Origin of the sequence: Hufsiella ginkgonis (assembly GCF_009834915.1) — a bacterium.
Lineage (GTDB): Bacteria > Bacteroidota > Bacteroidia > Sphingobacteriales > Sphingobacteriaceae > Hufsiella > Hufsiella ginkgonis.
Map to the genome: position 1 here is coordinate 1,025,153 of NZ_WVHS01000002.1, position 24,644 is coordinate 1,049,796.

Sequence of the window (24,644 nt, forward strand, 5' to 3'; positions counted from 1 at the left end):
CCAAACCTTTCCCCTCCCAAACCGTTTTCGTTATATGGAACCTGCTAAATTAACCGTAGTTAAAGGAGATATTACGAAAATCGCGGCAGATGCAATCGTGAATGCGGCCAATAGTTCACTGATGGGCGGCGGTGGCGTAGATGGGGCGATACACCGTAAGGGCGGACCAAAGATCCTGGACGAATGCCGTGATATTGTGGCCCGGCAAGGCGGATTGGCTACCGGCGAAGCCGTGATCACCACCGCAGGCAAACTACCGGCGAAATACGTGATCCATACCGTGGGGCCGGTTTGGCGGGGCGGGAACGACGGTGAACCGGGGCTCTTAAGGAATTGCTACCTGAATTCCCTCGACCTGGCCAACAAGTACCAGGTTGTGTCTGTCGCATTTCCGGGGATCAGTACCGGGATATACGGCTACCCCAAAGCAGACGCCGCGAAGGTAGCGGTGGAAACCGTGACGGAACACCTGCACAAACTAACCGGGATCCGGGAAGTGCTGTTCGTATGTTTTGACGAGGAAAGCGAACGGATCTACCGGGAGCTTATTCCAGGCCGCTAACGCCGCCGGAAACCACAAACTTCATGGCATCGGTACCGTTCATCTTAACGGGATGAACTTTGTCTTTCCGAACGATGCATAACTGCCCGGCAAACGAGTACGAATAAGGGAAATATACCGCCACGTCGCCAGGAAGATCCAGCGCGGAGAGATCTTTTTGCGTAAGGAAACCAATTTTCCGGAGGCCGGACTCGTTCACTTCCACCAGTACGGGCTCGTTGAACTTCTTCTCATCGCCTACAAAAGCTTCGGTGAGGTCTTTGATCGAAGAATACAGGAAATTAAACAGCGGCAGCCTGTTCAGCCAACGGCCGATCCATTGCTTGATCGGGTCGGTAATAAAATTGGTGACGATGATCCCCGCCAGCAGGATAAGCACCAGTACGGTTACGATGCCCAGGCCCGGAATGTAGACCGGTTGGCCGGTTTCACTGTTCATCGGAAGGAGGTCGCTTACGTTCAGCCGGGCGTCTACAGACGATACGATCCAGTAAACCAGGAAAATAGCGGCGCCCAACGGCACCACCACGAGAATTCCTTTAATGAAATATTTTAAAAGCGCAGTTAACAACCTGTTCATTACGCAAAAGTAAACAAATTATACGGAGCGTTCCTGGCATAGCTCCACCAACACGCCGCCGGTAGTGCGCGGGTGCACAAAACACACCCATTTATTGTCGGCGCCGGGCAGCGGCTCTTCGCTCAGCAGGATAAAGCCTTCTTCGCGGAGACGCGCCATTTCTGCTGCGATGTCGTCCACCTCGAAGGCGATATGGTGGATCCCTTCTCCTTTCCGCTCGATGAACCGGGCGATGGTACTGTCGGGCGAGGTAGCTTCCAACAGTTCGATCTTGTTGCCGCCCACGTTAAAAAATTGCGTAGAAACTTTTTCCGGCTCCACCGTTTCCGTTTTGTACGGCTCCGTGCCGAGCAGCTTCCTGTATAACAGCCCGGCGGTTTCCAGGCTCTTTACCGCAATGCCGATATGTTCTATCCGTTCCATCCTGCTGTGCTGATCTTCCGCAGATCACCATTGATCCCCGGACAGATTGTGGCATAAAAATGACCATTTTAAACCATATCCGCGCCATAGCTATTGATAACTACTCATAAAGTTTTTCGTATCTTTGTCTCTCACTAGGAATTATACGGATCAAATCATGAATCTCCCTATATATTTAGACAACAACGCAACTACTCCAATGGATCCACGGGTACTGGATGCCATGCTTCCTTATTTTAACAGCAAGTTCGGTAACGCGGCTAGCCGCAACCATCCTTTTGGCTGGGTGGCTGAAGAAGCCGTGGACTACGCCCGTGAGCAGGTAGCAAAATTGATAGGTGCAAACGAAAAAGAGATCATCTTTACCTCCGGCGCCACCGAGTCAGACAACCTCGCGATCAAAGGCGTATTCGAGATGTACAAAGACAAAGGTAACCACATTATCACCTGTACCACAGAACATAAAGCGGTGCTCGATACCTGCAAGCACCTGGAGAAACTGGGCGCGCGCGTAACTTACCTGCAGGTGCAGGAAGACGGGCTGATCGATCTTAAGCTGCTGGAAGCATCCATTACCAGCGAAACCATCCTTGTGACCATCATGTACGGCAACAACGAGATCGGCGTAATCCAGCCGGTACGTGCCATCGCAGACCTTGCCCATAAGCATGGCGCCCTGTTCTTTACAGACGCTACCCAGGCGGTTGGTAAGATCCCGGTGAACGTGATTAATGACGGTATAGACCTGATGGCTTTCAGCGCACATAAAATGTACGGTCCTAAAGGTGTTGGCGCGCTGTATGTTCGCCGTAAAAACCCAAGGGTGAAGGTAACTGCTCAAATGGATGGCGGTGGTCACGAACGCGGCATGCGCTCAGGCACGCTGAATGTGCCCGGCATTGTAGGCTTTGGTAAGGCCTGCGAGCTTTGCCGCCTTGAAATGGACGAAGAGGCAACCCGTTTGTCCGCGCTGCGCGACAAGCTCCAGGCATCGCTGCTGCAGCTTGAAGAAAGCTACGTGAACGGTAACCCGGCACATCGCCTGCCACATGTAGCGAACATCTCTTTCAAATACGTGGAAGGGGAAGGCCTCATGATGGCAATGAAAGACCTGGCCGTATCTTCAGGCTCTGCCTGTACTTCCGCCTCTTTAGAGCCGTCTTATGTATTAAAAAGTCTTGGCCTGTCCGACGACCTGGCACACTCTTCGATACGTTTTGGGCTGGGCCGTTTTACGACAGAAGAGGAAGTCGATTTCGCGATAGCGCAAACCAAACAAGCGGTAACCCACCTGCGCGACCTTTCCCCGTTATGGGAAATGTTTAAAGAAGGCATCGACCTGGATAAGGTGGAATGGGTAGAGCACTAACAAAAAACAATCAAACCGGCACGTACCACGTTCAGTGTGAAACGTGCCATCATATGAAACTATAAACAACAAAGCTATGGCTTATTCAGATAAAGTAATCGATCATTATACCCATCCGCGCAACGTAGGCACACTGGACAAAAGCAAATCCAATGTGGGCACGGGCCTGGTAGGCGCTCCGGAATGCGGCGACGTAATGCGCCTCCAGATCGAGGTAGATGCAAACAACGTGATCACCGATGCGAAGTTCAAAACCTTCGGCTGCGGATCCGCAATTGCCTCTTCTTCACTGGCCACCGAATGGCTGAAAGGCAAAAACATCGACGATGCCATGAAAATCGACAACATGGACATCGTGGAAGAACTTTCTCTACCACCGGTGAAAATTCACTGCTCTGTACTCGCGGAGGACGCAATCAAAGCAGCGATTAACGACTATCGCGTAAAAAACGGCATGGAAGTGCTGGAGGTGGCGAAGGTACATCATTAATGAGTGATCAGTGATCGGTTGCCAGTTATCAGGCCCGCCAGGGCGCTAAAAGATACTGGCTATTGATCGCTGGTTACTGAAACTATAAGATTCATGGTAACAGTAACCGATAAGGCAAAAAGCAAGATAGAAGACCTGGTCCGTACTTCCGGACTGGATAGCTCTTACTTTTTGCGCGTATCTGTTCAGGGCGGAGGATGTTCAGGATTGTCCTACAACCTGGATTTTGATAACGAAGAGAAAAAAGGCGACCAGTTTTTTGAAGACAAAGGCATAAGGATGGCGCTCGATATGAAGTCGTTCCTATACCTGGCCGGCACAGAACTGGACTTTACCGATGGGCTGAACGGGAAAGGATTTAATTTCCATAACCCTAATGCATCGCGCACCTGCGGATGCGGGGAGAGTTTTTCAGTGTAAGCAGTAGCGATCAGCTAACGGCTTTCTTTCAATTTCACGCTAAATTCGTATACTTGTTTTCCACAACCAGTTTATTCGAATGAGCCTGATAACGGATAAAAACACTGTTCCTTCATTACTCCGCAACGTAGTAGCCAATATCCATCCCGAAGACCAAACGTTCCTGATCAGGAAGTCGGGGGCCGTATGGGAGGAGATCTCTTACAAAAAAACGCTGGATACGGCGGATGCAATCGCCGCTTATTTCCTGGAAATGGGCATCCAAAAAGGCGACCGCCTTGCCTTGCTGATCGAAAACTCGCCCGAATACGTTTTTTATGACCAGGCATTGCAGCAGATCGGCTGCGTGAACGTCTCCGTATACCCTACCTTGTCTGAACAGGAACTGGAATATATCTTAAACGACTCCGGCGCAAGAACCATTCTTGCCGGCAATCCCTTCCTTTTCCGGAAAGTGCTGAAGATAGCCAACCACTGTAAGGAACTGCGACGGATCATCCCCGTATTTACGGATTATGAGAAATTTACCGCGAAACTCTCACTGGAAGCAGGTGTGATCGGCTTAGGCCCGCTGATCGAAGAAGGAAAGCAAGTTCTGGCTGCACATGCACCTGCCATCAAAAGCTTACGCGAATCGATCCTCCCTTCTGACCTGTCCTCATTAATCTATACCTCCGGCACTACCGGGATCCCCAAGGGGGTGATGTTAACACATTCAAATTTTGTAGAGAACGTAAAGGTTTGCCTCGAGCAGATCCCCATGATCGACAAAGACGATCTTTTCCTGTCGTTTTTACCATTATCGCATGTTTTTGAGCGCACAGCTACCTATCATGTTTGTTGTGCAAAGGGGTGTAAGATCGCATTCGCCCAGAGCCTCGAGCTGCTGGCAAAAAACATGGGCGAGATCCGGCCCACGGTTATGAATGCCGTGCCGAGACTGTTGGAAAAGATCCACGACAAAGCAATGAAAGCTGGCACGGCTCCCGGCGGAATTAAAGCAGGCATATTTCTCTGGGCGCTTAATGTGGGTAAAACCTACCGGGAAATCAAAGAAGCAGGCAAGGAGCCCGGAATCTTTTTAAGCATACGCCAAAAACTTGCCGACAAGCTGGTATTTAGCAAGATCCGAGAAAAAACCGGGGGCCGCCTTAAATTCATGCTTTCAGGAGGCGCCGCATTACCTAAAAATGTCGGGGAGTTTTTTGGGAACCTGGGAGTCAAGATCCTGGAAGGATTTGGCCTTACGGAAACATCACCGGTGATGTCTGTTACCGAGTACCACCGGCAGGTATATGGTACCGTTGGCCGCGTGATCCCAGGCATCGAAGTTGGCATCCAGGATGTAGACACCAAGGCTTTCGTTACCGTACAAACGCACCATACTTTTAAGGAGACGTTCGAATCCGCCGAAGGCGAAATCGTGGTGAGGGGCCATTGCGTAATGAAGGGTTACTGGAAAAAGCCGGATGAAACCGGTTCCGTAATAGATCCCGATGGCTGGTTCCACACAGGCGATATCGGTCGTTTCTACAGAGGCAACCTTCAGATCACCGACCGTATCAAAAACATGCTTGTAAATGCCTATGGGAAAAACATCTACCCGACGCCGGTAGAAAACACCTACCTGAAAAGCCAGAAGATCGAACAGATCTTCCTGGTAGGGGATAAACGGGAATATATCACTGCCATCGTGGTACCGTCGAAAGAAACCCTGCAAGAGGTATTTGGACTGAAAGAAGACTTCTTCCAGCAACCGGATCAGTTCATCCAGGATGAGCACATTATTGATTGGGTTGGCCAGGATATCCGAAAGCTTTCGGGAGAACTGGCGAAATTTGAGCGGATCAAGAATTTCAAGGTCAAAAGGCTGCCTTTTAGCATCGAGGAAGGTGAGATCACCCCCACGCTAAAAGCCAAGCGAAAAGTGATCGAAAAAAAGTACGCCGAAACGATCGAAGAGATGTATGCCGGCGAGGTCGAAGCCGAATAACCATCCATCGTTACGCATTCGCTAACACGTAAAGCTCCGGATCGCTCTTTTCCGGGGCTACTTCTACGTTAAAAAACCAGAGGAACGACCTATTATAACGTGAGCAGGTGACCAAATCTCAGAACCACCTGGAAGCTCCGGTTTTACTCATGCACAAAACTATATTTTATCTTTCTCCCGGGCGGGAGCCACGGGTGAATCGCACAAATTACTTTAATATCGGGCGTAAAAACGTAATTTCGCAAAAAATTTAAACATGAGCATCGGATTATCCGAACAGGAAATATTACGCCGCGGGGCGTTGCAGGACCTCCGCAATCTTGGCATCAACCCCTACCCTGCCGGGTCGTTTGACGTTAGTGCCACGGCAGAAGAAATAAAACAGCATTACCCGGCTAATACGGAATTATACCAGGATATCAGCTTCGCAGGCCGGATCATGAGCCGCCGGATCATGGGCAGCGTATCTTTCGTGGAGCTCCAGGATTCCACGGGTCGTATCCAGGTCTATGTAAAGCGCGACGATATTTCGCCGGGCGAAGACAAAACGTTCTACAACACCGTTTTTAAAAAGCTGCTCGACCTGGGTGACTTTATCGGCGTAAAAGGTTTCGTGTTCATTACCCAAACTGGCGAGACCTCCATCCATGCAAAAGAGCTCACCATACTTTCGAAGTCCGTGAAACCGCTGCCGGTGGTGCGCCGCGACGAGGAAGGCAATATTTTTGACGCGTTCACCGATCCCGAGCTGCGGTACCGCCAGCGCTACGTGGACCTTACGGTAAACCCCGATTTTAAACAGATCTTCATCAAGCGATCGAAGGTGATCAACACCATGCGGAATTATTTTGATGAACAGGGATGGATGGAAGTAGAGACACCGATCCTGCAGCCAGTACATGGCGGTGCGGCGGCACGTCCGTTTAAAACGCATCATAACACGCTCGATATGCCGCTCTTCCTGCGCATCGCGAACGAGCTGTACCTTAAAAGACTGATCGTAGCCGGGTTCGACGGTGTGTACGAGTTTGGTAAAATGTTCAGGAATGAAGGCATGGACCGCACCCATAACCCTGAATTTACCTCGATGGAGATCTATGTAGCTTACAAAGACTATATCTGGATGATGAAGATGGTAGAGGACTGCCTGGAAAAAGTGGCCCTCGCAGTACATGGAACCACGAAAATACCGGTAGGCACGCACGAGATTAATTTCGCGGGGCCATACGAGCGCATGTCGATGTACGAATCGATCGGGAAATATACAGGCACTGACGTTACCGACATGGACGAAACCGCTCTTCGCCAGTTCTGCCAGGAACTTGCTATCGAAGTAGACGGCACCATGGGCCGCGGAAAGCTGATCGACGAGATCTTTAGTGAAAAAGTGGAAGCCAACCTCATCCAGCCCACCTATATCACCGATTACCCGATCGAGATGACCCCGCTGGCCAAAAAACACCGGAGCAAAGAAGGCCTGGTAGAGCGTTTTGAACTTTTTATAAACGGGAAAGAAATTGCAAACGCCTATTCAGAGCTGAATGACCCGATCGATCAGCGCGAACGGCTTGAAGAACAACTGCTGCTGGCCGATCGCGGCGATGAGGAAGCCATGGCAATGGACGACGACTTCCTTCGCGCACTTGAATACGGCATGCCGCCTACCTCCGGCCTCGGTATCGGTATCGACCGGCTGGTGATGCTGATGACCGGTCAAAGCACCATCCAGGAAGTGTTGTTCTTTCCGCAGATGCGTCCCGAGAAAAAAGCACGCGTTATTACCGCAAATGATTTCTTAAAAATTGGCGTACCTGCGGAATGGGTTCCTGTTCTGCACAAAATGGGCTTTAACACCCCTGAAGAGCTGCAGGCAGCCAACCCAAACAAGGTATTTAACGACCTGGGAAGCATGCGGAAGAAATTAAAACTTGCTATTGCCTTGCCCACCAAAGAAGAGGCTATGACCTGGTTCTCAACTACAGGTGAGGGTTAGGTAATCCTTACCTTAAAACCGGGATTAACACAATCTTAAAGGTTTATAAACAACACGTTTATAAGCCTTTTCTATTTTTATAATCCCAAGATATATGGAGATTATGAGAACATCAAGCTTAGAGATCACCGGGCAGGAATACCTGATCAGGTTGAATAAAGATGACTTTGACCTTTCGTTTATTAACCAGCTACTGAAAAGGATCCAGTCTGAACAATCGTTTTTTAGCCGTAACGCGTTTATGGAAATGGAAGAAGACATTATCAGCCGCAACGCGGAGGCGGATACTCCGTGGCATGATAATCTTGATGATAAATAACTGGTAATTAACGGTACCCGCCCTTCACTACCTGGCGGTCCATCATCCCCATCTGGTCTTTCATCATCTTGATCTGCTCGGCAAGCAGTTTGTTTTTGTCGGCCTTCCTGGCTTCCTGGAGGTACATAGTGGCCTCGCGTTTATTGCGCTTCGACATAGCGATACCTGCCAGGCTTAATTTGGCCAGCGCTACGTTATGGTCCATCGTCATACCCAGGGAAAGGGCGCGTTTAAAGTATTTCTCCGACTGCATCGGCGCCTTACGCGATTCGATGAGCCCGATCAGTAAGTTGTAATAACCGTGCTGGGCACGGATCAGCTGTTTCTCATAGTTGGTAATCCGGTTGAGCCACTGGCTTGCCTTGTCCATGTTCTCTTTACGCATGTAGAACTGGGCGACCAGCATGTTCTCATTAAAAAAGAAGGTTACTGCAACCAGTATCGCAAGGAAAATTCCCAAAATCCCCCACCCCCAAAAACCGAATACAAACAGGGTAACCGCCGACCCAAGGAATGCAAATGCGATAATTAATCTGATAAAATTAGGCATATTTCTAGTTCAATCTTCTAAATTCGTGATTGCAAATATCTGTTTATTTGCGCGTTTAACCAATAGCTGCCCGATAATTATGAGCGTCCAACTCGAGCCTTCCTGGAAAGAAGAACTGCAGGATGAATTTGAAAAACCGTATATGAAAACCCTGAAAGCGTTCCTGCAGGAGGAAAAAGCCACGGGCCAAACGGTATATCCCCCTGGAAACCTCATTTTTAACGCGTTTAACCATACACCGTTCGACAAAGTAAAGGTAGTAATTATCGGCCAGGACCCTTATCACGGCAAAAACCAGGCACACGGTCTGTCATTTTCTGTGCAAAAAGGAGTTACCATTCCCCCGTCACTGCGAAGTATCTACAAAGAACTGCAGGACGACATTCCGGGCTTTACCTATCCGCCGCACGGCGAGCTAACCAAATGGGCCGACCAGGGCGTACTGTTGCTGAACGCCACGCTTACCGTGCGCGCAGGCCAGCCGGCCTCACACCAGAAGAAAGGATGGGAGGAGTTCACCGACAATGCAATTCAACGCCTTTCGGCGAAACGCGAGGGGATCATCTTCCTTCTATGGGGGAAATTTGCACAATCCAAGGCGCTGCTGATCGATTCGGCCAGGCACACGGTGCTTAAAGCCGCACACCCCTCCCCGTATTCTGCTAACGACGGCTTTTTTGGCTGTAAACATTTCTCGAAAACGAATGCGATCCTCGAAGAAAACGGCAAAACGGGGATTGATTGGCAGATCGTGTAGGAGAATGGGGAATAGAGAATAGAGAATGGAGAATAGGGACTTTGCGCCGCCTATTCTCCATTCTCCATTTTCTATTCTCTATTCTCTATTTTCCATTCCCAATTTCCCGTTCCCTGTTCCCCCTCCTAATATTCCAGCGGAACTGCCGGCTCCTTTTTGCTGGTGGACATGATCATCATCGTTTGGAAGGTTTTCACTACGGTGATTTTGCTGATCTTATCCATGATCAGTCTTTCGTATGCCTTGATGTCCTTTACATACACCTTCAGCAGGAAATCGCATTGGCCAGTTACGTGGTGGCATTCCGTAATCTCCTTGATGAGACGGATCTCGTCTACAAACGTCTGGATAGTATTGTTCTTATGGAAGTCCAGCTGGACCTGGATAAAGGTTTTAATACCAAGACCCAACAGTTCTTCGTCTACCAGGGCATGGTAACTTTTAATATACCCTGCGTTCTCGAGTTTCCTTACCCGTTCGAGGGTTGGAGCCGGCGAAAGACCGATCTCATTCGAAAGCTGAAGGTTGGTGATCCTGCCGTTCTCCTGCAAAATCCTTAGTATCTGAAAATCAATTTTATCTGCTTCTAGTGCCATAAGTAGTACAAAAATAACTTTTTATTCGATGTACAGAATTTAATTCTCTCAATAGCACTAAAATTTAATAATAATTTTTAGATAAATCTAAATTTATACTTAGGTTTGCAAAAACAATTTTTTCGTGAACTCGTTAACTGAAGAGAATTATCTCAAGGCCATTTATCACTTGAGCAAAGAAGGAAACGCCCTGGTGACTACCAATAACATTGCGGATTCGGTGAGCACCAAGGCATCGTCTGTAACGGACATGCTTAAAAAGCTGGCCGATAAGAACCTGATCCACTATGTAAAGTACCAGGGGGTGAGCCTTACCGGCGAAGGTCTGCAGGCCGCACTCGGCATTATCCGGAAACACCGTTTATGGGAAGTTTTCCTCGTGGAGAAGCTGAACTTTAAGTGGGATGAGGTGCACGATATTGCCGAGGAGCTGGAGCACATCCGTTCTGAGGAGTTGGTGGACCGGTTACAGGAGTTTCTCGGGAACCCGAAATCAGATCCGCATGGCGACCTGATCCCCGACAAACATGGAAAGTTCCACAAAAAAGAGCTGATCCGTTTATCGAAGATGAAGGTGGGCGATTCAGGAAGCATTTCGGGGGTGAACGAGCACTCTGCGGGCTTTCTCCGTTACCTGGAAAAAACCGGCCTGGTGCTTGGTAAAAAGGTGGTCATCTACGAAATAATAGAATTCGACAGTTCGGTAACCCTGCTGGTAGACAACCAGGAGATCACCGTCAGTCGCGACGTAGCAAAAAACATCCTGGTATATGAGCAATAAAAATTCTGAATCTTTAAGCGAAGTCCACTCCTCCGTAAACACCGCCGGGAAGACCGGTTTCAGGAAACTGCTTGCTTTTATCGGGCCGGCTTACCTCGTAAGCGTCGGTTATATGGACCCCGGGAACTGGGCTACCGACATCGCCGGGGGCAGCCAGTTCGGGTATAAGCTGATCTGGATCCTGCTCATGTCGAACCTCATCGCGCTGCTGCTGCAATCGCTCAGCGCACGGCTTGGGATCGTAAAAGGCCTTGACCTCGCACAGGCATCCCGCAATGCGTATCCCAAAATGGTTAATCTGCCGCTGTTCGTGCTGGCGCAAACCGCGATCATTGCCTGCGATCTTGCGGAGATCATCGGGATGGCCATCGGGTTAAACCTGCTATTCGGGCTGCCGCTTATCTGGGGCGTTTCGGTTACTATCCTCGACACGTTCCTGCTCCTGTTCCTGCTGAATAAAGGCATGCGTATGATGGAAACATTCATCGTGTCGATGGTATTTATCGTTGGCGTCTCATTTTTAACGGAGATGTTTATCGTTAAACCTAACATTGTCGAAATTGCGTCGGGGTTTAAGCCATCTATTTTAAGCGGCAGCGCGCTATATATCGCCATCGGGATCATTGGCGCCACCGTGATGCCGCATAACCTTTACCTGCACTCTTCGCTGGTACAAACAAGAAAGATCAACCGGACGTCCGAAGGCATCCGCGAATCGCTGCGATTTAACTTTTTCGATACCGCGATTGCCTTAAACCTGGCATTCTTCGTAAACGCCGCGATCCTGATCCTGGCTGCCACCGCTTTCTTTAAAAATGGCTTGCATGAAGTAGCTGAGATCCAGGATGCGCATAAATTGCTCGACAACATTTTCGGTTCGCTTGCCCCCACCCTGTTTGCCGTTGCTTTGATCGCCTCCGGGCAAAGTTCTACGATCACGGGAACACTGGCCGGCCAGATTATTATGGAGGGACATCTAAAATTGCGCATTCAACCCTGGATGCGCCGGCTGCTTACGCGGTTGCTCGCCATCCTTCCGGCCATTTTCACTATCCTGTACTTTGGTGAAGAAGCCCTCGGGGACCTGCTCGTCATGAGCCAGGTGGTACTGAGCCTCCAATTGGGATTTGCCATTATCCCATTGATCCATTTCACCTCAGATAAAGTGCAAATGAAAGAATTCGCTATCAAGACCTGGACGAAGGTACTTGCATGGCTGAGTGCATGCATTATCGTGGGACTAAACATTAAGCTCGTTTTTGAGGAGATCGCAGGCTGGTTAAACACGGCAGACAACCCCGTACTCATCTACCTGCTGGTGATCCCGCTTACCCTGGTTGTTTTCAGCCTGTTAGTCTATGTTTTCCTGAAACCTTTTTTCAGGAAAAACGGCATCTCCAATTCCAACATCCCGCACGGGCAGGCGCTGCAGATCACAGAAATTGAAAAAGTGAATTACCTGCATATCGGCATCCCGGTCGATTTCTCAAAAAACGACCTGCAAACTATCCGCCATGCGCTGATGCAGGGCGGAAAACAGGCCGATTATCACCTCATTCACATCGTGGAAACCGCCGCCGCGCGATACCATGGCGAAAAAGTAATGGATCACGAAACACAAAGCGACCTGGTAAATCTCGAAAAGTATAAAGAAGACCTGGGCAACCTTGGATATAGTGCGGCTACGCATATCGGGTATGGAAACGTGTCTAAAGCGATCTCGGCCCTTGCCCAAACCTACCACATGGACCTCCTGGTGATGGGCGCGCATGGCCATAAAGGGCTGAAGGACCTGATTTTCGGCACTACGCTCGATTCCGTACGCCACCAGGTAAAGATCCCGGTAATGATCATCCGGTAGCGGCATCTCCCTATGAATAAAAAACACCTGCTCCTGCTGTGCGCGATCTTCTCCTTAATTGTTGTCATGGCATCGTGTGAGAAGATCTTTCCGCCTGCGCCCGCAGACGACAGACTGCTGGACGGCCCTGTAGCAGACCTGACGGGCGGGCAAAACAGGCAATTTCTTAATGGCGACATTGCGTTTAATGACGAAGTATTTACGACGGAAACCGGCCTGGGACCGGTATTCGTAGCGACTTCTTGCGGAAGTTGCCACGCAGGCGATGGAAAGGGCCATCCCTTTTCGACACTGATCCGGTTCACCGCTGCTAAAGACAGTACCGGCAATACCGTGCTCGATCAGGGCCCTACCCAACTGCAGAACCGGGCCATCCCGGGGTTCCTGCCGGAGCAGCTTCCCAGGAACGTGCCTTTTTCGAAATTCACGCCACCGGCCAATACCGGCCTGGGCTTTATCGATCTCGTTCCTGATGCCGACCTGCTGGCGATGGCCGATCCCGACGATCTTAACGGGGACGGCATTTCGGGCGCGGTTAACTGGAACAAGATCCCGCCTTACGTAACCATAAGAAAGAATACGGTGGTTAAAAACGGTCTCTACATCTGCCGTTTCGGCAAAAAAGGAAGTGTGTACGACCTGCTGCAGCAAACCGCCACGGCGTATAACCAGGATATGGGCATCACATCGTCTTTCGAGCCTGTGGATACTTATAGCGGGTTGGAGATAGACCCCGAGGTGTCCGATAAAACGGTAAACGACGTGGTATTTTACCTGAAAACGCTCAAAGCGCCTATTCAGCGCATGCCCGGCGACCCGGAAGTAGTGAAGGGAAAGGCGGTTTTTATCCGCATTGGGTGCGAAAGCTGTCATAAACAGACGCTAACAACCGGAACGTCCACCATCGCAGCCCTCAGCAACCGACAGTTTTACCCTTATACAGACCTTTTGCTGCATGATATGGGCAATGCGCTGGATGATGGCTTCACCGAAGGAAGCGCAAAAACGTCCGAATGGAAAACGCCTGCATTATGGGGGCTTGGGCTGTCGAAAAACTCCCAGGGAGGCCGCTATTTCCTGCTGCATGACGGGCGGGCCAGGTCTATTGAAGAAGCCATCCTGTTTCATGGTGGCGAGGGACTGAAAAGCAAGACCAGTTTCCAGGGCCTGGGCGCCGAAGAGAAAAGCAGTTTGATACACTTCCTGGAATCGTTATGATCATGAACAGAAGAGATTTTATCACCAAAACCTGTACTGCCTGTATTGCTGCCGGATTCCTGGGCGGAATTATTTCGTCGTGCAATACATCCCGTTATATCGCCGGGTTGCTGGTTAAAGACGGCCTGGTGGTTGATCCGGCCAATTTCAGGAACGGGAAAAAAGGCGGGGACCACTTCCATCCCTACCTCGTGGTCCGCAACAGTGCGTTGAAATTCCCGATCTGCCTCTACCGTTTTTCCCGCACACAGTACGTGGCGCTATGGATGCAATGCACGCACCAGGGCGCTGAACTACAGGTATTCGGCGATTCGCTGCAATGCCCGGCGCATGGCAGTGAATTCGATAACCGCGGCAGCGTGAGTTCGGGACCGGCAAACAGGCAGCTATTAAATTTTCCCGTAATTGTGCAGGACGACGCCCAGCTATTCATCGATCTAAGAAAAAAAGCATGAAAGGAAATTTGATCTTTATATTGCTTTCGGCGGCCGGGCTCTGCTGCCGGGCGCAGATTAATCCTGATCTCCTGAAGAAACCCGCTGGCGATACAACGGGCCTGCAGCTTAATATGGACGCGGTATACAAACGGCCTTTCATGAATCTTGGCAAAACACCGGTCGCCGTTGGCGGATATGTGGAAGCAAACTACCAATACTTAAATGAAGACGGGATCAGTGAAGGTCACCAGTTCCAGATGCGCCGGTTTACTTTTTTCCTGTCATCGGCCGTGAACAAACGGATCAGGTTTTTGTCGGAGCTCGAATTTGAAGACGGCACCCGGGAGATCAGCCTCGAGTTCGCTTCCGTCGACTTTGAGCTCGCTTCCCTCCTGAATATCCGTGGCGGTATTATCATGAACCCGATCGGGGCTTTCAACCAAAACCACGACGGCCCTAAATGGGAATTTGTAGACCGGCCGATCTCCGCCACCCGGTTGCTGCCTGCGACCTGGAGCAATGCCGGCTTTGGCATTTTCGGGAAGCAATACACAGGAAACTGGGTGTATGCCTATGAAGCTTACCTTACCAACGGGTTCGACGATAAGATCATCAGCAATAGCGGGAACCGCACTTCGCTGCCCGCCACCAAAGAAAATCGTGAACGGTTCGAAGAAAGCTTTAACGGGATTCCGTTGTTCACGGGGAAAGTAGCATTAAGGCACAAGAAACTGGGGGAACTGGGCTTATCATATATGGGCGGGATCTACAACAAGTTTGAGGAAGATGGCCTCACGTTAGACAAAAAACGCAGCGTACGGACTTTTGCGTTAGATCTTAACACAACCTTAGCTAAAACCGGTACGTTCATCAATGGCGAGTGGGCGTGGCTTGCCGTCGACGTTCCGGAAACTTATACCGAGCAATTCGGCAGGAAACAGGCAGGCGGTTTCGTAGATATCGTGCAGCCCCTGTTAAAAAGAAGGATGCTCGACTTTCCCGACGCAGTACTAAACGCCGCCCTGCGACTGGAATATGCCGATTTTAACCAGGGCACGTTTTCTTCTACCGGCACCAATATAGCCGATCATGTCTACAGCATCGTACCTGCCGTTAGCTGGCGCCCTTCTGCGCAAACGGTGCTGAGGCTAAACTACCGGTACCAGTGGAAAACCGATTTGCTGGGCAATCCCCCGGCGCGGACGGCGGGCTTCCAGGCCGGGTTCTCCACTTATTTTTAGGGCAGCTACGGGCTTAAGTGATTGTTGCACGACCATGCGCATGCCGGCCCTGCCGGATGATCCGTCGACCGGAGATGGAAATAGTCCAGGGATTATTCTCCAGTCCTGCAGCCGCCACTTAAGTTGCAGGTTTAGTATATTTGCAGTTATGGGAAGTGATCTGAACATCAGGAATAAAAAAGCATATTTCGAATACCATATCCTCGAGAAATACCAGGCAGGTATTAAGCTGCTTGGCACGGAGATCAAATCCATCCGCGAAGGCAAGGCGAATGTGAACGATGCTTTCTGTACGTTCATGAACGAGGGGCTGTACGTACGGAATATGCACATCGCCGAATATTCGCACGGGTCTTTTTACAACCATGAGTCGAAGCGCGACCGGTTACTCCTGCTCACGAGGAAAGAGTTAAAAAAATTAAGGGAAAAAGGCGAAGAAAAGGGGCTCACCATTATTCCTCTTTCATTATATATCAGCGACCGCGGGTTTGCCAAGCTCGAGATCGGCCTTGCACAGGGAAAGAAAACGTTCGACAAACGCGAAACCATGAAGGAGCGCGATTCAAAGATCGAAATGGAACGGGCGCTGAAAGGGTGAGTCGTCAGTAACCAGGTGTCACTACCCTACCATGCCTGGTCGCCTACCAGTGGCACAAACCGGAAGGTATCCAGTACGATCCGGTCATATTCCGTTTCGCTTACACGGAGAACCGTGATCATTTTCTGTTCCTTTTCGTCACCTACCGGGATCACCAGGGTGCCGCCCACCTTAAGCTGTTTTAGCAGCAGCCCGGGGACAAACGGTGCGCCGGCGGTTACCAGGATCTTGTCATAAGGAGCATGTTCCGGGATTCCCTTCGAGCCGTCACCGCAAAAGAATGCCGGCCGGTACCCGATATTCGGGAGCACGTACTCAGTCCTTTTAAAGAGTTTCTCCTGTCGCTCGATGGTAAAAACCTTAGCGCCGAGGTCCAGCAGTACGCACGTTTGGTAACCCGAGCCGGTGCCGATTTCGAGTACTTTATCCCCTTTTTTGATCTGCAGCAGCTGGGTCTGGTAGGCCACGGTATATGGTTGCGAGATAGTTTGTCCATCCCCTATCGGGAAAGCGATGTCTTTATAGGCCTGCACCCAGAATGTTTCATCAAAAAAGAAATGCCGGGGCACGCGTCCGATCGCGGCAAGTACACGCTCGTCGTCTATCCCGTTTTCGCGCAATTTATTTACGAGACGTTTTCTTGCTCCTTTTTCACGGTAATTATCAACGAATTTATAGGCCATCCGGGTACTAAAATACGGCTCGCGTGCTTAAAATGTATGAGATATTTATTGATCGCTGGCTGTCAAAGGCAAACGCATCAAAACGGATCGACGTCTACCCTTAGCAGGATGCCCTTATTCGCTTTATCCGCTTCAAACTTCAGTAGGATCGCGGCAAGCGCCTGCTTTATTTTCTGGATGGAATCGCCTGCACGTTCACACTTGATCAGGATCGTTTGGATATAGAAGTTGCGCACGCGGGCGATCAGCGGCGGCTGCGGCCCCAGGATCCGGTCGCCGAAGGTTACCTTCAGTTCAGCGGCCATCCGGGTGGCCACCATCTCTGCTTTCTGCTGGTCTTTATGTTTAATGTCCAGCCGGATGAGCCGGTAAAATGGCGGGTAAGCGAAGTTTTTCCGTTCGGCAAGCTCCGTTTTATAAAGCGCATGATAATCATTGCTGATCACCTGGTGCAGCACGCGATGCTGGGTATCATAAGCCTGGATCACTACTTTCCCGGTTTTCTCACGTCTTCCGGCACGACCGGCCACCTGCGATAGCAGCTGGAAGCTTTTTTCGTACGCCCGGAAATCGGGGTAATTGAGGAGACTATCCGCATTGATGATGCCTATAAGCGTAATATGGTCGAAATCAAGGCCTTTGGTGATCATTTGCGTGCCTACCAGGATGTCCGTCTTGCGTTCTTCAAAATCGGCCAGGATCTTCTGGAAGCTGTATTTTGTGCGTGTGGCGTCGAGGTCCATCCGCGCGATCACGGCCCCGGGGAAGATCATCGCCAGCTCATCCTCCACTTTTTCGGTACCGAATCCCTTTTGCTCGATGTGGGTAGATCCGCATGCCGGGCAAACCGACACGGTTTCCTGTTTATACCCGCAATAATGGCAATGCAGCTTTTGTGTGCTTTTATGGTAGGTTAAGCTTACGTCGCAGTTAATGCACTTTGGGGTGAATCCGCAGGTGCGGCAAAGCAAAAAGGAAGTATACCCGCGCCTGTTCTGGAAAAGGATCACTTGTTCTTTGCGGCTCAAAGCGTCCCCGATTTCGGTAATGAGCACGGAAGTGAAGTGCGAAACCATCGTTTTACGCTTCGTCTCCTCGGCAATGCTTACCACCCGGATCTCGGGGAGGCGCGAGTTACCGAACCGGCCGGAAATGGTGGCGAGGCCATATTTACCGGCTTCGGCGTTGTAATAGCTTTCGAGCGAGGGCGTCGCAGATCCCAGCAGTACTTTGGCGCGATGCACGTGGGCGAGGTAGATCGCCGTATCGCGCGCATGGTAGCGAGGTGAGGGGTCAAATTGTTTATACGAGGTTTCGTGCTCTTCGTCAACGATGATCAGTCCGAGGTCTGCAAACGGCAGCAGTACCGCAGACCGCGCACCCAACACGAGCCTGTACTGCCCCTTAAGCACCTGCGTCCAGGTTTCTGCGCGTTCGTTGTCGCTGAACTTCGAATGGTAAACCCCGATCTGGTTACCGAAATATTGCTTTAACCGCTCGATCACCTGCGTGGTAAGCGCAATTTCGGGAAGAAGGAACAGCGCCTGCCTGCCGGACGTGATCACCTCTTCTATTAACCTGATATAGATCAGCGTTTTACCTGACGAAGTAATGCCGTGCAACAGTACAACCTCTTTCGAGTCGAATTGTTGCCTGATGGATTGTAAAGCCTGTTCCTGCGTTACGGTCAGGGTAAAGTTGGTATAGGTTTCGGCTTCGTCCGTCGAAAGCCTGCTTACGATCCGCTCTTCCTGGATAAAGATCCCTTTCTCTACCAGTGCTTTTATGGCGGCCTCCCCGCAGTTAGCGGCCTCTAACAGTTCTTTTTTCGAGATCTGCGGTCCTTGCCTTCTTAACTTAATATAACCCATCAACGCTTCCAGCTGTTTTGGCGCTCTTTCCAGTACGGTGAACAACGCGCGCAGGTTCTCCTGGTCGGCATAATCGGTGTGGAGCTCGAAAAACGCCTTTCTCTTTGGCTTATATCGCTGGATCACTTCTTCCGAAATGTGGATAACGCCCTTTCCAAAAAGCGATTTTAACACCGGGTAAACCGTTTTTTGGCCAAGCAATTTCGTCACTTCGCTGATCTTCAGCTCCGGCTGGATGCTCAACGCCTCTACGATGAGGTATTCCTTATCATTTAAGGTAGCTTTATCGGTCTCGTGATCCTCCATGAGGATGATCCTGGTTTCGCTGGCGAGCTTAAGGGCGGCAGGCAACGCGGCCTGCATTACTTCTCCAAGGCTGCAGAAATAATAAGCCGCTATCCATTCCCACAGCCTTAATTGCTGGGCATTGACCACGGGCTCTTCATCCAGCACATCGAGAATGTATTTGGCCTCGTATAGCTCCGGGGCCGTTTCAGACACCGAATAAATAATCGCCGTATAGATCTTGCTCTTACCGAACTGTACGATGACGCGCGAGCCGATCCTGATCCCATCGTTCATGGAAAGCGGAACCCGGTAAGTATAGTTCCTGGAAATAGCCAACGGCAGGATCACTTCCACAAAAAGCGTAGTCCGGCCCGCCTGTTCCTGGTTCAGCTCAAGCATTACTTGCCTTTAAGTGCAGAGACTAAGAGGAACGCCCACCCGAGAACGAATGCCAAGCCACCCACCGGCGTAACAGGGCCGAGGATTCTGGTCGCCGTAATACCGGTCAGCGACCGCGTGGAAAGCAGGTATAACGACCCTGAAAAAAAAAGTATGCCAACTACGAAGCAAATAAACGAGTAATTAACCCAGCCCTTATCCATATCGCCGGAAAGGCTCGCCAGGAACAGGATCGCCAGGGTGTGGTAGAATTGATAGCTCACACCGGTTTTCCAGTTCTCCAGCTGATCGGCGGCTAGCTTATCTTTTAGCCCGTGGGCGCCAAAAGCACCGAGCACCACGGCAATGAGGCCAAAAACACATGCGGTAATAACAAAGGATTGTTTCATTTAGCAGATTTTGATCGTATCAGTGAGAAACTGCCGGTAATCGAGCGCCGGCCAGCGGCAAACAGCTACCGATCAGCTAAATTACTCCCCATTCTTCAACTTAAAAAATTAATTTTGTACAGGGGCTCCCGATGAGGAAAATTCTTATTCTTATTTCATTACTGACCGTAACCACTATCGCTGTGGCCGTACTGTACTTTTCGACGCTGGGGATCTCCACCCGTAGTAACGATAAGGCGCTGGCATTCATACCCGGCGATGCCGCGATGGTTGCCGGATTCAGGAATGAGAAAGCTTTTTACGACATTTTCCGCGACTACCAGTTGTTCAGCGCGGTGCTCGGAACGGTACATACGGAAGAACTGCGGCAGCTTCAGCAATTGCTGCTGTTACGTCCGGGCATCATGGAAGCTGCCGAAGGACAGAACATTTTTCTAAGCTTTCATACCGAAAAGCAGGATGGCATTTCCTTGCTGCTGCTGATGACCCTTAGTGATAAGGCCGACAAAAACGACCTTGTGGATATACTGCTGCAGCCGGATGAAACCTTTAACGCTATCAAAATCACCCTTTCGGGGAAGACGGTGATGCAGGTTACACTTACCGCCTTGAAAAAAAGCTTCTACCTTTTCGTAGGAGATGGCATGGCGATCGGCAGTTTTTCCAGGTCGGTATTGCAGCGTTCGCTGGAGAGGCCGCCACAGTCCAGGATCGGCAAAGAGTTTATCCGCGAGATCAGCGCAGGAAGCCGGCAAACGGAAGCCTCCCCCGTGAACCTGTTTATTAACCACCATGCGGCAGCCTCCTTCCTAACCCTGTTGGTGAAGGGGAAGTTAAACGGTAATTTTGGTTTACTCGGCGGGATGTCGGGGCAGACCACGTTAAACCTGAATTATAAAAGTGATGCGCTGATGTTTAGCGGCATCAGTAAACCCGATACGGCTTCACATAGTTACCTTGACCTGTTTCTCAGGCAAACACCGGTGCCGTTAACCCTGCAGCAAACATTCCCGGCAGCTACCGCCAATTACGTGGCCTTCGGGACTTCCTCCTACAACGAATTTTACCAGGCGCTGCATCAGCTGCTCGCCCGCCGGGGTGAACTAGCCAGGCTCGAAACGCAATATAAGCTGCTGCGAAACAGTACGGGATTCGACGTCGAACAGCAGCTTAAACCACTCATCGGTAATGAATTCGCTATGATCCAGCTCGCCGACCAGCAGAAGATCGGCATCGTTAAGATCCAGAATACGCAGGCGTTGTCTGCCGCACTCGCGCAGGTAAGCTCACCGGTAACGGAAAACCTCTTCCAGTTAAAAAATGCCAATATTCCGTATTACTTTTTTGGCGATCCCTTCCGGGCTTTCGCGCGACCTTACTACACCATTACAGACAGCTACCTGGTAATTGCCAACGCCGCTTCTACGGTTAACCGGTTCATGAGCGACTATTCGTCGGCAAAGCTGCTTACAAGGTCTGCCGATTTTACCAGTTTCAACCAGTTTGTGGCGGCACAATCCAATGTGTCGATGTTTTTTCACACGGCGAATTCGAAATCGATCGTACGGTCGGACTTAAAACTGCCTTACGCAGACGCCTTTTCCGACCAGGCGTACGGGCTGAAGAATTTCTTCGGGTGGCAATGGCAATGGAGCGGCGACGGCGATCACTTCTTTACCAACCTGTATGCCGGGTACGCCGATACCGCCAGCTCGCCCATGCAGCTTGCGTGGAAATATCGCCTGAATGCACAAATCGCAAACACGCCGCAGGTTTTTAGTGACGAACAGGGCTCCCCCTTCCTGGTGGTACAGGATAAAGTGAATAACCTGTATGCCTTATCGCCCGAAGGGAAAAAACGCTGGGCCTTACAGCTAACCGGTCGCCTTACCGGGCCGATCACCCAGCTAACCGACCGTTCGCTGGTATGTACCACGGCGGATTACCTATACCGCCTGAATACCGGCGGAAGTATGATGGCCGGATTTCCGCGTAAACTCGCCTTAAGGGCTTCGGCAGGCGCCACGTTCAGCAGCATTGACCCGGCGGCGGCAATTATTTTTATCCCTTGCGGCGACATGATCGCCGCTGTTGACGCCTCTGGACACGACGTACCCGGATGGAACAAAAATACGGGCGGACAACTTGTGCAAGAACTTAAGATCGCCACCGTAAACGAAACCAGCTACGTGACCGCCTGCACAGAAAATGGAAAATTCACCGTATTTGATCTTAGCGGGAAAATAGTTACCCGGGCAGCCGATCCCACACCAACGCCGCAATACCGGAATCCCGTAACTATTCAAAACGGCGCGGACTTAAAAAGCACCTTTATGGTAACCACTAACCAGGCCGGGCAACTGGTAACCGTAAACCTGGAAGGCAGAATGAACGTTAAAAATATGGGAAGCTGGTCCGCCGGGCATTTCTTCGATACGTACAACATAGCCAATGACGAGTCGAAGGAGCTGATCTATCTCGACAACAACCAATTATATGTTTTCGGCGCCGACAGTAATCTCGTATTTAATTATGAGTTTGGACACAATATTCTGAGCCGCCCGGAGTTTTTCTCGATGGAGTCTCAATCTTACCAGCTGGGTGTGGCGTCCGCAAGCGATCAGCTGGTATATCTTTTTAATGACGATGGAAGTATTTTGAAAGGTTTCCCTTTCCATTGCCTGCCGGATTTTTATACCGGCACGTTGGATAAAGGCCGCGCCAGGTACTTTATATGTGGGAAAACCGATAATTATCTGTATGTGTATAAACTTTAGACTAAAAAGCCTGCTGCTGTTGCTGGCGTTCACTTATGCGGGCCAGTTATCGGCACAGCAATACGCGCTTTATAATACGAAAACGCTCTTCGATGCATTCGAAAACCCCGAACGCAAAGTGTACACACAGGATACGAGCCGGAAATTTTCCTTCAACTTCTTCTTCCCAAACATGGGGACCAATGCGATCGCTGCCGGCAATGCCGAACCTATCCTGCGGAGAATGATCGGTGAAGGCGTCTTTTCCGGAACGGGCGTTACCATTGGGAAGAAAAATTTTAACAATCTCATTATCAATAATAATACTTACCTGGCGATGCTTCGTGTTTACCACGATGTGTTAAGACACAGCGAATTCGGCTTTGCCTGGCAGCTGAGATCGGATACGTATGTTCGCGCATCTGACGAAACGATCGCCATTCTCGACAATTACCGGCTGTTTACCGATCCCAATTATACAGATCCGTTCAATAATTTCGCGGTTAGCCAAAACTACCACCAGTTTAGCTTCAGTTACCGAGAAAACTACGACAAACGCCTTGGTGTGGGCTTTAAATTGAGTTACCTGAGCGGCATCGTTTACCAGAAAATAAACGTCAGGCAGTCCTCTCTTTTTGTAAACCCGCAGCTCAGGACGTATAACCTTAAAATGGACGGCGTATATCGTTCAAGTTTCGCGTTTGATGGCGCCGACAGTATCGTTTCGGCATCCGCCGTTCCGGGATTCACCAACCCGGGCGCAGCGGTTACCGTAGGCGCGACCTATAAATTGCGGTACAACTGGAATATTTCGGGACATTTAAAAGATATAGGTTTTATCCGCTGGAACAATAACTCGCCGAAATACTCGCTAAAGCAAACCATTACGGTGGAGAACGCACAGAGTAAGAACGCTTCCTCACGCCTGGGAAACAAGCTCGACAGCGCCATTAACGAGAGCTATAAAACCGAAAGCTTTATCGGGCTGCTCAATGGAAAGGCAGAAATGCTGCTCACCAAAACTTACGAACATTACGAACCGTCGCTGCTGCTTTCAAAAAACACCTTTTTCAGGGGCGGCGACATCGGCCTGATCCAGCAAATAAAGTACGGTAGCTGGAATCTTGGCGTATCTACCGTATACAATACCTCGAAAGCGTTTATGGCGGGCGGCTCGCTCCTTTATAAAACGCCTGGTTTCGAGGTGTTCCTGGGATGCGACCAGGTGTTTAAAACCTACTCCATGATACGGGGCGCGATTAACGGCGATAAAGAATTCGGCTCCGGGCATGTGGGCGCCTCTGTTTATTGGGGGATGGCTTTCAATTTTGGGCGGGTGGTCGAACATCCCATGAACACGAACCGGATCCCCGGCACTTATTAGGGGTTTATGGCCGGCTTTCCGGCGATGAAATCTTTCAGGTAGAACGGCTCGAAATAGGCGGCGTCTACAAAATCGCCGGCGTTAAATTTTGCAAAAGCAGGCGCCGAAAGATCCGCCGCGGAATTCACGAAAGTTTCGGCGACGACCGCGTTGGCATGGTCAAGTACCTGTTTACATTTTGAAGCGCCATCTCCAAAGAAATATACCTGTTTATTTTCCAGGAAAGGTGCAAACGCCTGCCCGTCTACGATCATCGCCTGCACCGGAAGCACTTCCCGTACCGGCGATTCAAAAAGCGCGGTATATACTTCCATCCTGCGGGCATCTATCATCGGGCAAAAAAGGCTTCCTGGCGCGGTGGGATTACTTCCGGCGAAGCCGTAAACCATCGATTGAAGGGTATTGATGGCGATCAGCGGCTTATCAAGGGCGAAACACAGTCCTTTGGCGGTAGATACGCCGATCCGCAGGCCGGTATAAGAGCCCGGGCCCATGCTTACCGCCACCGCGTCGAGCTCATGCAGCGATCTCCCGGCTGCTTCCACCACTTCTTTGATGAATAACGTAATGTGGCTTGCGTGAACATTCCTTTCTGCCAGCTCTTTGCGCGCGATACATTCGCCGTCAGCGGCCAGCGCTACCGAACAGGCAACCGTTGCGGTTTCTATTTGTAAGATAAGTGCCAT

24 protein-coding genes are annotated in these 24,644 nt (G+C 50.4%); 16 read left to right on the plus strand and 8 right to left on the minus strand.

Features of this window, described 5'->3' with window-relative positions; translation table 11 throughout:
• The first annotated feature begins 34 nt into the window (after window positions 1-34).
• Window positions 35-562: an O-acetyl-ADP-ribose deacetylase gene (locus GS398_RS11375; protein WP_160906874.1), complete on the plus strand. Its 528-nt coding sequence runs from the start codon at window positions 35-37 to the stop codon at window positions 560-562.
• Here GS398_RS11375 and GS398_RS11380 read toward each other — a convergent pair.
• Window positions 546-1,142: a DUF502 domain-containing protein gene (locus tag GS398_RS11380; protein ID WP_160906875.1), complete on the minus strand. Its 597-nt coding sequence runs from the start codon at window positions 1,140-1,142 to the stop codon at window positions 546-548. The genes GS398_RS11375 and GS398_RS11380 overlap by 17 nt on opposite strands.
• A gap of 18 nt (window positions 1,143-1,160) precedes the next feature.
• Window positions 1,161-1,565, minus strand: a complete 405-nt coding sequence (gene mce / locus GS398_RS11385) for a methylmalonyl-CoA epimerase (RefSeq protein WP_160906876.1) — start codon at window positions 1,563-1,565, stop codon at window positions 1,161-1,163.
• Window positions 1,566-1,722: 157 nt separating this feature from the next.
• Between mce and GS398_RS11390 the strand changes: the two genes are divergently transcribed.
• The 6 genes from GS398_RS11390 to GS398_RS11415 all read left to right on the plus strand — a co-directional run bounded on the left by GS398_RS11390 (window position 1,723) and on the right by GS398_RS11415 (window position 8,149).
• Complete coding sequence (locus tag GS398_RS11390) at window positions 1,723-2,934, plus strand: IscS subfamily cysteine desulfurase (RefSeq protein ID WP_160906877.1); 1,212 nt, start codon at window positions 1,723-1,725, stop codon at window positions 2,932-2,934.
• A 76-nt stretch (window positions 2,935-3,010) separates the two neighbouring features.
• Window positions 3,011-3,424, plus strand: coding sequence for a Fe-S cluster assembly scaffold IscU (gene iscU, locus GS398_RS11395; RefSeq protein ID WP_160906878.1), 414 nt, complete (start codon window positions 3,011-3,013; stop codon window positions 3,422-3,424).
• A gap of 93 nt (window positions 3,425-3,517) precedes the next feature.
• On the plus strand, window positions 3,518-3,844 hold the full coding sequence (locus tag GS398_RS11400) for a HesB/IscA family protein (RefSeq protein WP_160906879.1): 327 nt from the start codon (window positions 3,518-3,520) through the stop codon (window positions 3,842-3,844).
• Window positions 3,845-3,923: 79 nt separating this feature from the next.
• A complete protein-coding gene (locus GS398_RS11405) occupies window positions 3,924-5,837 on the plus strand; it encodes an AMP-dependent synthetase/ligase (protein WP_160906880.1) in 1,914 nt (637 codons plus the stop codon).
• Window positions 5,838-6,093: 256 nt separating this feature from the next.
• On the plus strand, window positions 6,094-7,830 hold the full coding sequence (lysS, locus tag GS398_RS11410) for a lysine--tRNA ligase (protein ID WP_160906881.1): 1,737 nt from the start codon (window positions 6,094-6,096) through the stop codon (window positions 7,828-7,830).
• 103 nt (window positions 7,831-7,933) lie between these two features.
• Window positions 7,934-8,149: a hypothetical protein gene (locus tag GS398_RS11415; protein ID WP_160906882.1), complete on the plus strand. Its 216-nt coding sequence runs from the start codon at window positions 7,934-7,936 to the stop codon at window positions 8,147-8,149.
• Between the two features lie 7 nt (window positions 8,150-8,156).
• Here the strand turns inward: GS398_RS11415 and GS398_RS11420 are convergent, their stop codons facing one another.
• Entirely contained in the window at window positions 8,157-8,699 is a 543-nt protein-coding gene (locus GS398_RS11420) for a tetratricopeptide repeat protein (protein WP_160906883.1), read from the minus strand.
• 79 nt (window positions 8,700-8,778) lie between these two features.
• On the opposite strand from GS398_RS11420, the gene ung reads away from it, so the two are divergent.
• The gene (gene ung / locus GS398_RS11425) at window positions 8,779-9,456 is read left to right on the plus strand and encodes a uracil-DNA glycosylase (protein WP_160906884.1); all 678 of its coding nucleotides are present in this window, start codon (window positions 8,779-8,781) and stop codon (window positions 9,454-9,456) included.
• Window positions 9,457-9,581: 125 nt separating this feature from the next.
• Here the strand turns inward: ung and GS398_RS11430 are convergent, their stop codons facing one another.
• Complete coding sequence (locus GS398_RS11430; RefSeq protein ID WP_160906885.1) at window positions 9,582-10,052, minus strand: Lrp/AsnC family transcriptional regulator; 471 nt, start codon at window positions 10,050-10,052, stop codon at window positions 9,582-9,584.
• A gap of 124 nt (window positions 10,053-10,176) precedes the next feature.
• Here GS398_RS11430 and GS398_RS11435 point away from each other — a divergent pair, with 124 nt between their 5' ends.
• The 6 genes from GS398_RS11435 (at window position 10,177) to smpB (ending at window position 16,188) form a co-directional block, all read left to right on the plus strand.
• Complete coding sequence (locus GS398_RS11435; RefSeq protein WP_160906886.1) at window positions 10,177-10,833, plus strand: metal-dependent transcriptional regulator; 657 nt, start codon at window positions 10,177-10,179, stop codon at window positions 10,831-10,833.
• Window positions 10,823-12,694 (plus strand): Nramp family divalent metal transporter, encoded by a 1,872-nt coding sequence (locus GS398_RS11440; RefSeq protein ID WP_160906887.1) that lies wholly within the window; start codon window positions 10,823-10,825, stop codon window positions 12,692-12,694. The genes GS398_RS11435 and GS398_RS11440 overlap by 11 nt, the downstream gene beginning before the upstream one ends.
• Before the next feature lie 12 nt (window positions 12,695-12,706).
• Window positions 12,707-13,912, plus strand: a complete 1,206-nt coding sequence (locus GS398_RS11445; protein ID WP_160906888.1) for a di-heme oxidoredictase family protein — start codon at window positions 12,707-12,709, stop codon at window positions 13,910-13,912.
• A 2-nt stretch (window positions 13,913-13,914) separates the two neighbouring features.
• The gene (locus tag GS398_RS11450) at window positions 13,915-14,367 is read left to right on the plus strand and encodes a QcrA and Rieske domain-containing protein (protein ID WP_160906889.1); all 453 of its coding nucleotides are present in this window, start codon (window positions 13,915-13,917) and stop codon (window positions 14,365-14,367) included.
• Window positions 14,364-15,590 (plus strand): hypothetical protein, encoded by a 1,227-nt coding sequence (locus tag GS398_RS11455; protein WP_160906890.1) that lies wholly within the window; start codon window positions 14,364-14,366, stop codon window positions 15,588-15,590. Before GS398_RS11450 ends, GS398_RS11455 begins: the two co-directional genes overlap by 4 nt.
• A 148-nt stretch (window positions 15,591-15,738) precedes the next feature.
• On the plus strand, window positions 15,739-16,188 hold the full coding sequence (smpB, locus tag GS398_RS11460) for an SsrA-binding protein SmpB (protein ID WP_160906891.1): 450 nt from the start codon (window positions 15,739-15,741) through the stop codon (window positions 16,186-16,188).
• Between the two features lie 26 nt (window positions 16,189-16,214).
• On the opposite strand, the gene GS398_RS11465 is transcribed toward smpB, so the two are convergent.
• The 3 genes from GS398_RS11465 to GS398_RS11475 form a co-directional block, all read right to left on the minus strand.
• Window positions 16,215-16,871, minus strand: coding sequence for a protein-L-isoaspartate(D-aspartate) O-methyltransferase (locus GS398_RS11465; protein ID WP_160906892.1), 657 nt, complete (start codon window positions 16,869-16,871; stop codon window positions 16,215-16,217).
• A 77-nt stretch (window positions 16,872-16,948) separates the two neighbouring features.
• Window positions 16,949-19,429, minus strand: a complete 2,481-nt coding sequence (gene priA, locus GS398_RS11470) for a replication restart helicase PriA (RefSeq protein WP_160906893.1) — start codon at window positions 19,427-19,429, stop codon at window positions 16,949-16,951.
• Window positions 19,429-19,818, minus strand: a complete 390-nt coding sequence (locus tag GS398_RS11475; RefSeq protein ID WP_160906894.1) for a DUF423 domain-containing protein — start codon at window positions 19,816-19,818, stop codon at window positions 19,429-19,431. The genes priA and GS398_RS11475 overlap by 1 nt, the downstream gene beginning before the upstream one ends.
• A gap of 131 nt (window positions 19,819-19,949) precedes the next feature.
• Between GS398_RS11475 and GS398_RS11480 the strand changes: the two genes are divergently transcribed.
• Both GS398_RS11480 and GS398_RS11485 read left to right on the plus strand, forming a co-directional pair.
• On the plus strand, window positions 19,950-22,595 hold the full coding sequence (locus tag GS398_RS11480; RefSeq protein WP_160906895.1) for a chromate resistance protein: 2,646 nt from the start codon (window positions 19,950-19,952) through the stop codon (window positions 22,593-22,595).
• Window positions 22,579-23,958, plus strand: a complete 1,380-nt coding sequence (locus tag GS398_RS11485; protein ID WP_160906896.1) for a DUF5723 family protein — start codon at window positions 22,579-22,581, stop codon at window positions 23,956-23,958. The genes GS398_RS11480 and GS398_RS11485 overlap by 17 nt, the downstream gene beginning before the upstream one ends.
• Here GS398_RS11485 and tsaB read toward each other — a convergent pair.
• On the minus strand, window positions 23,955-24,644 hold the full coding sequence (tsaB, locus tag GS398_RS11490) for a tRNA (adenosine(37)-N6)-threonylcarbamoyltransferase complex dimerization subunit type 1 TsaB (RefSeq protein WP_160906897.1): 690 nt from the start codon (window positions 24,642-24,644) through the stop codon (window positions 23,955-23,957). The genes GS398_RS11485 and tsaB overlap by 4 nt on opposite strands.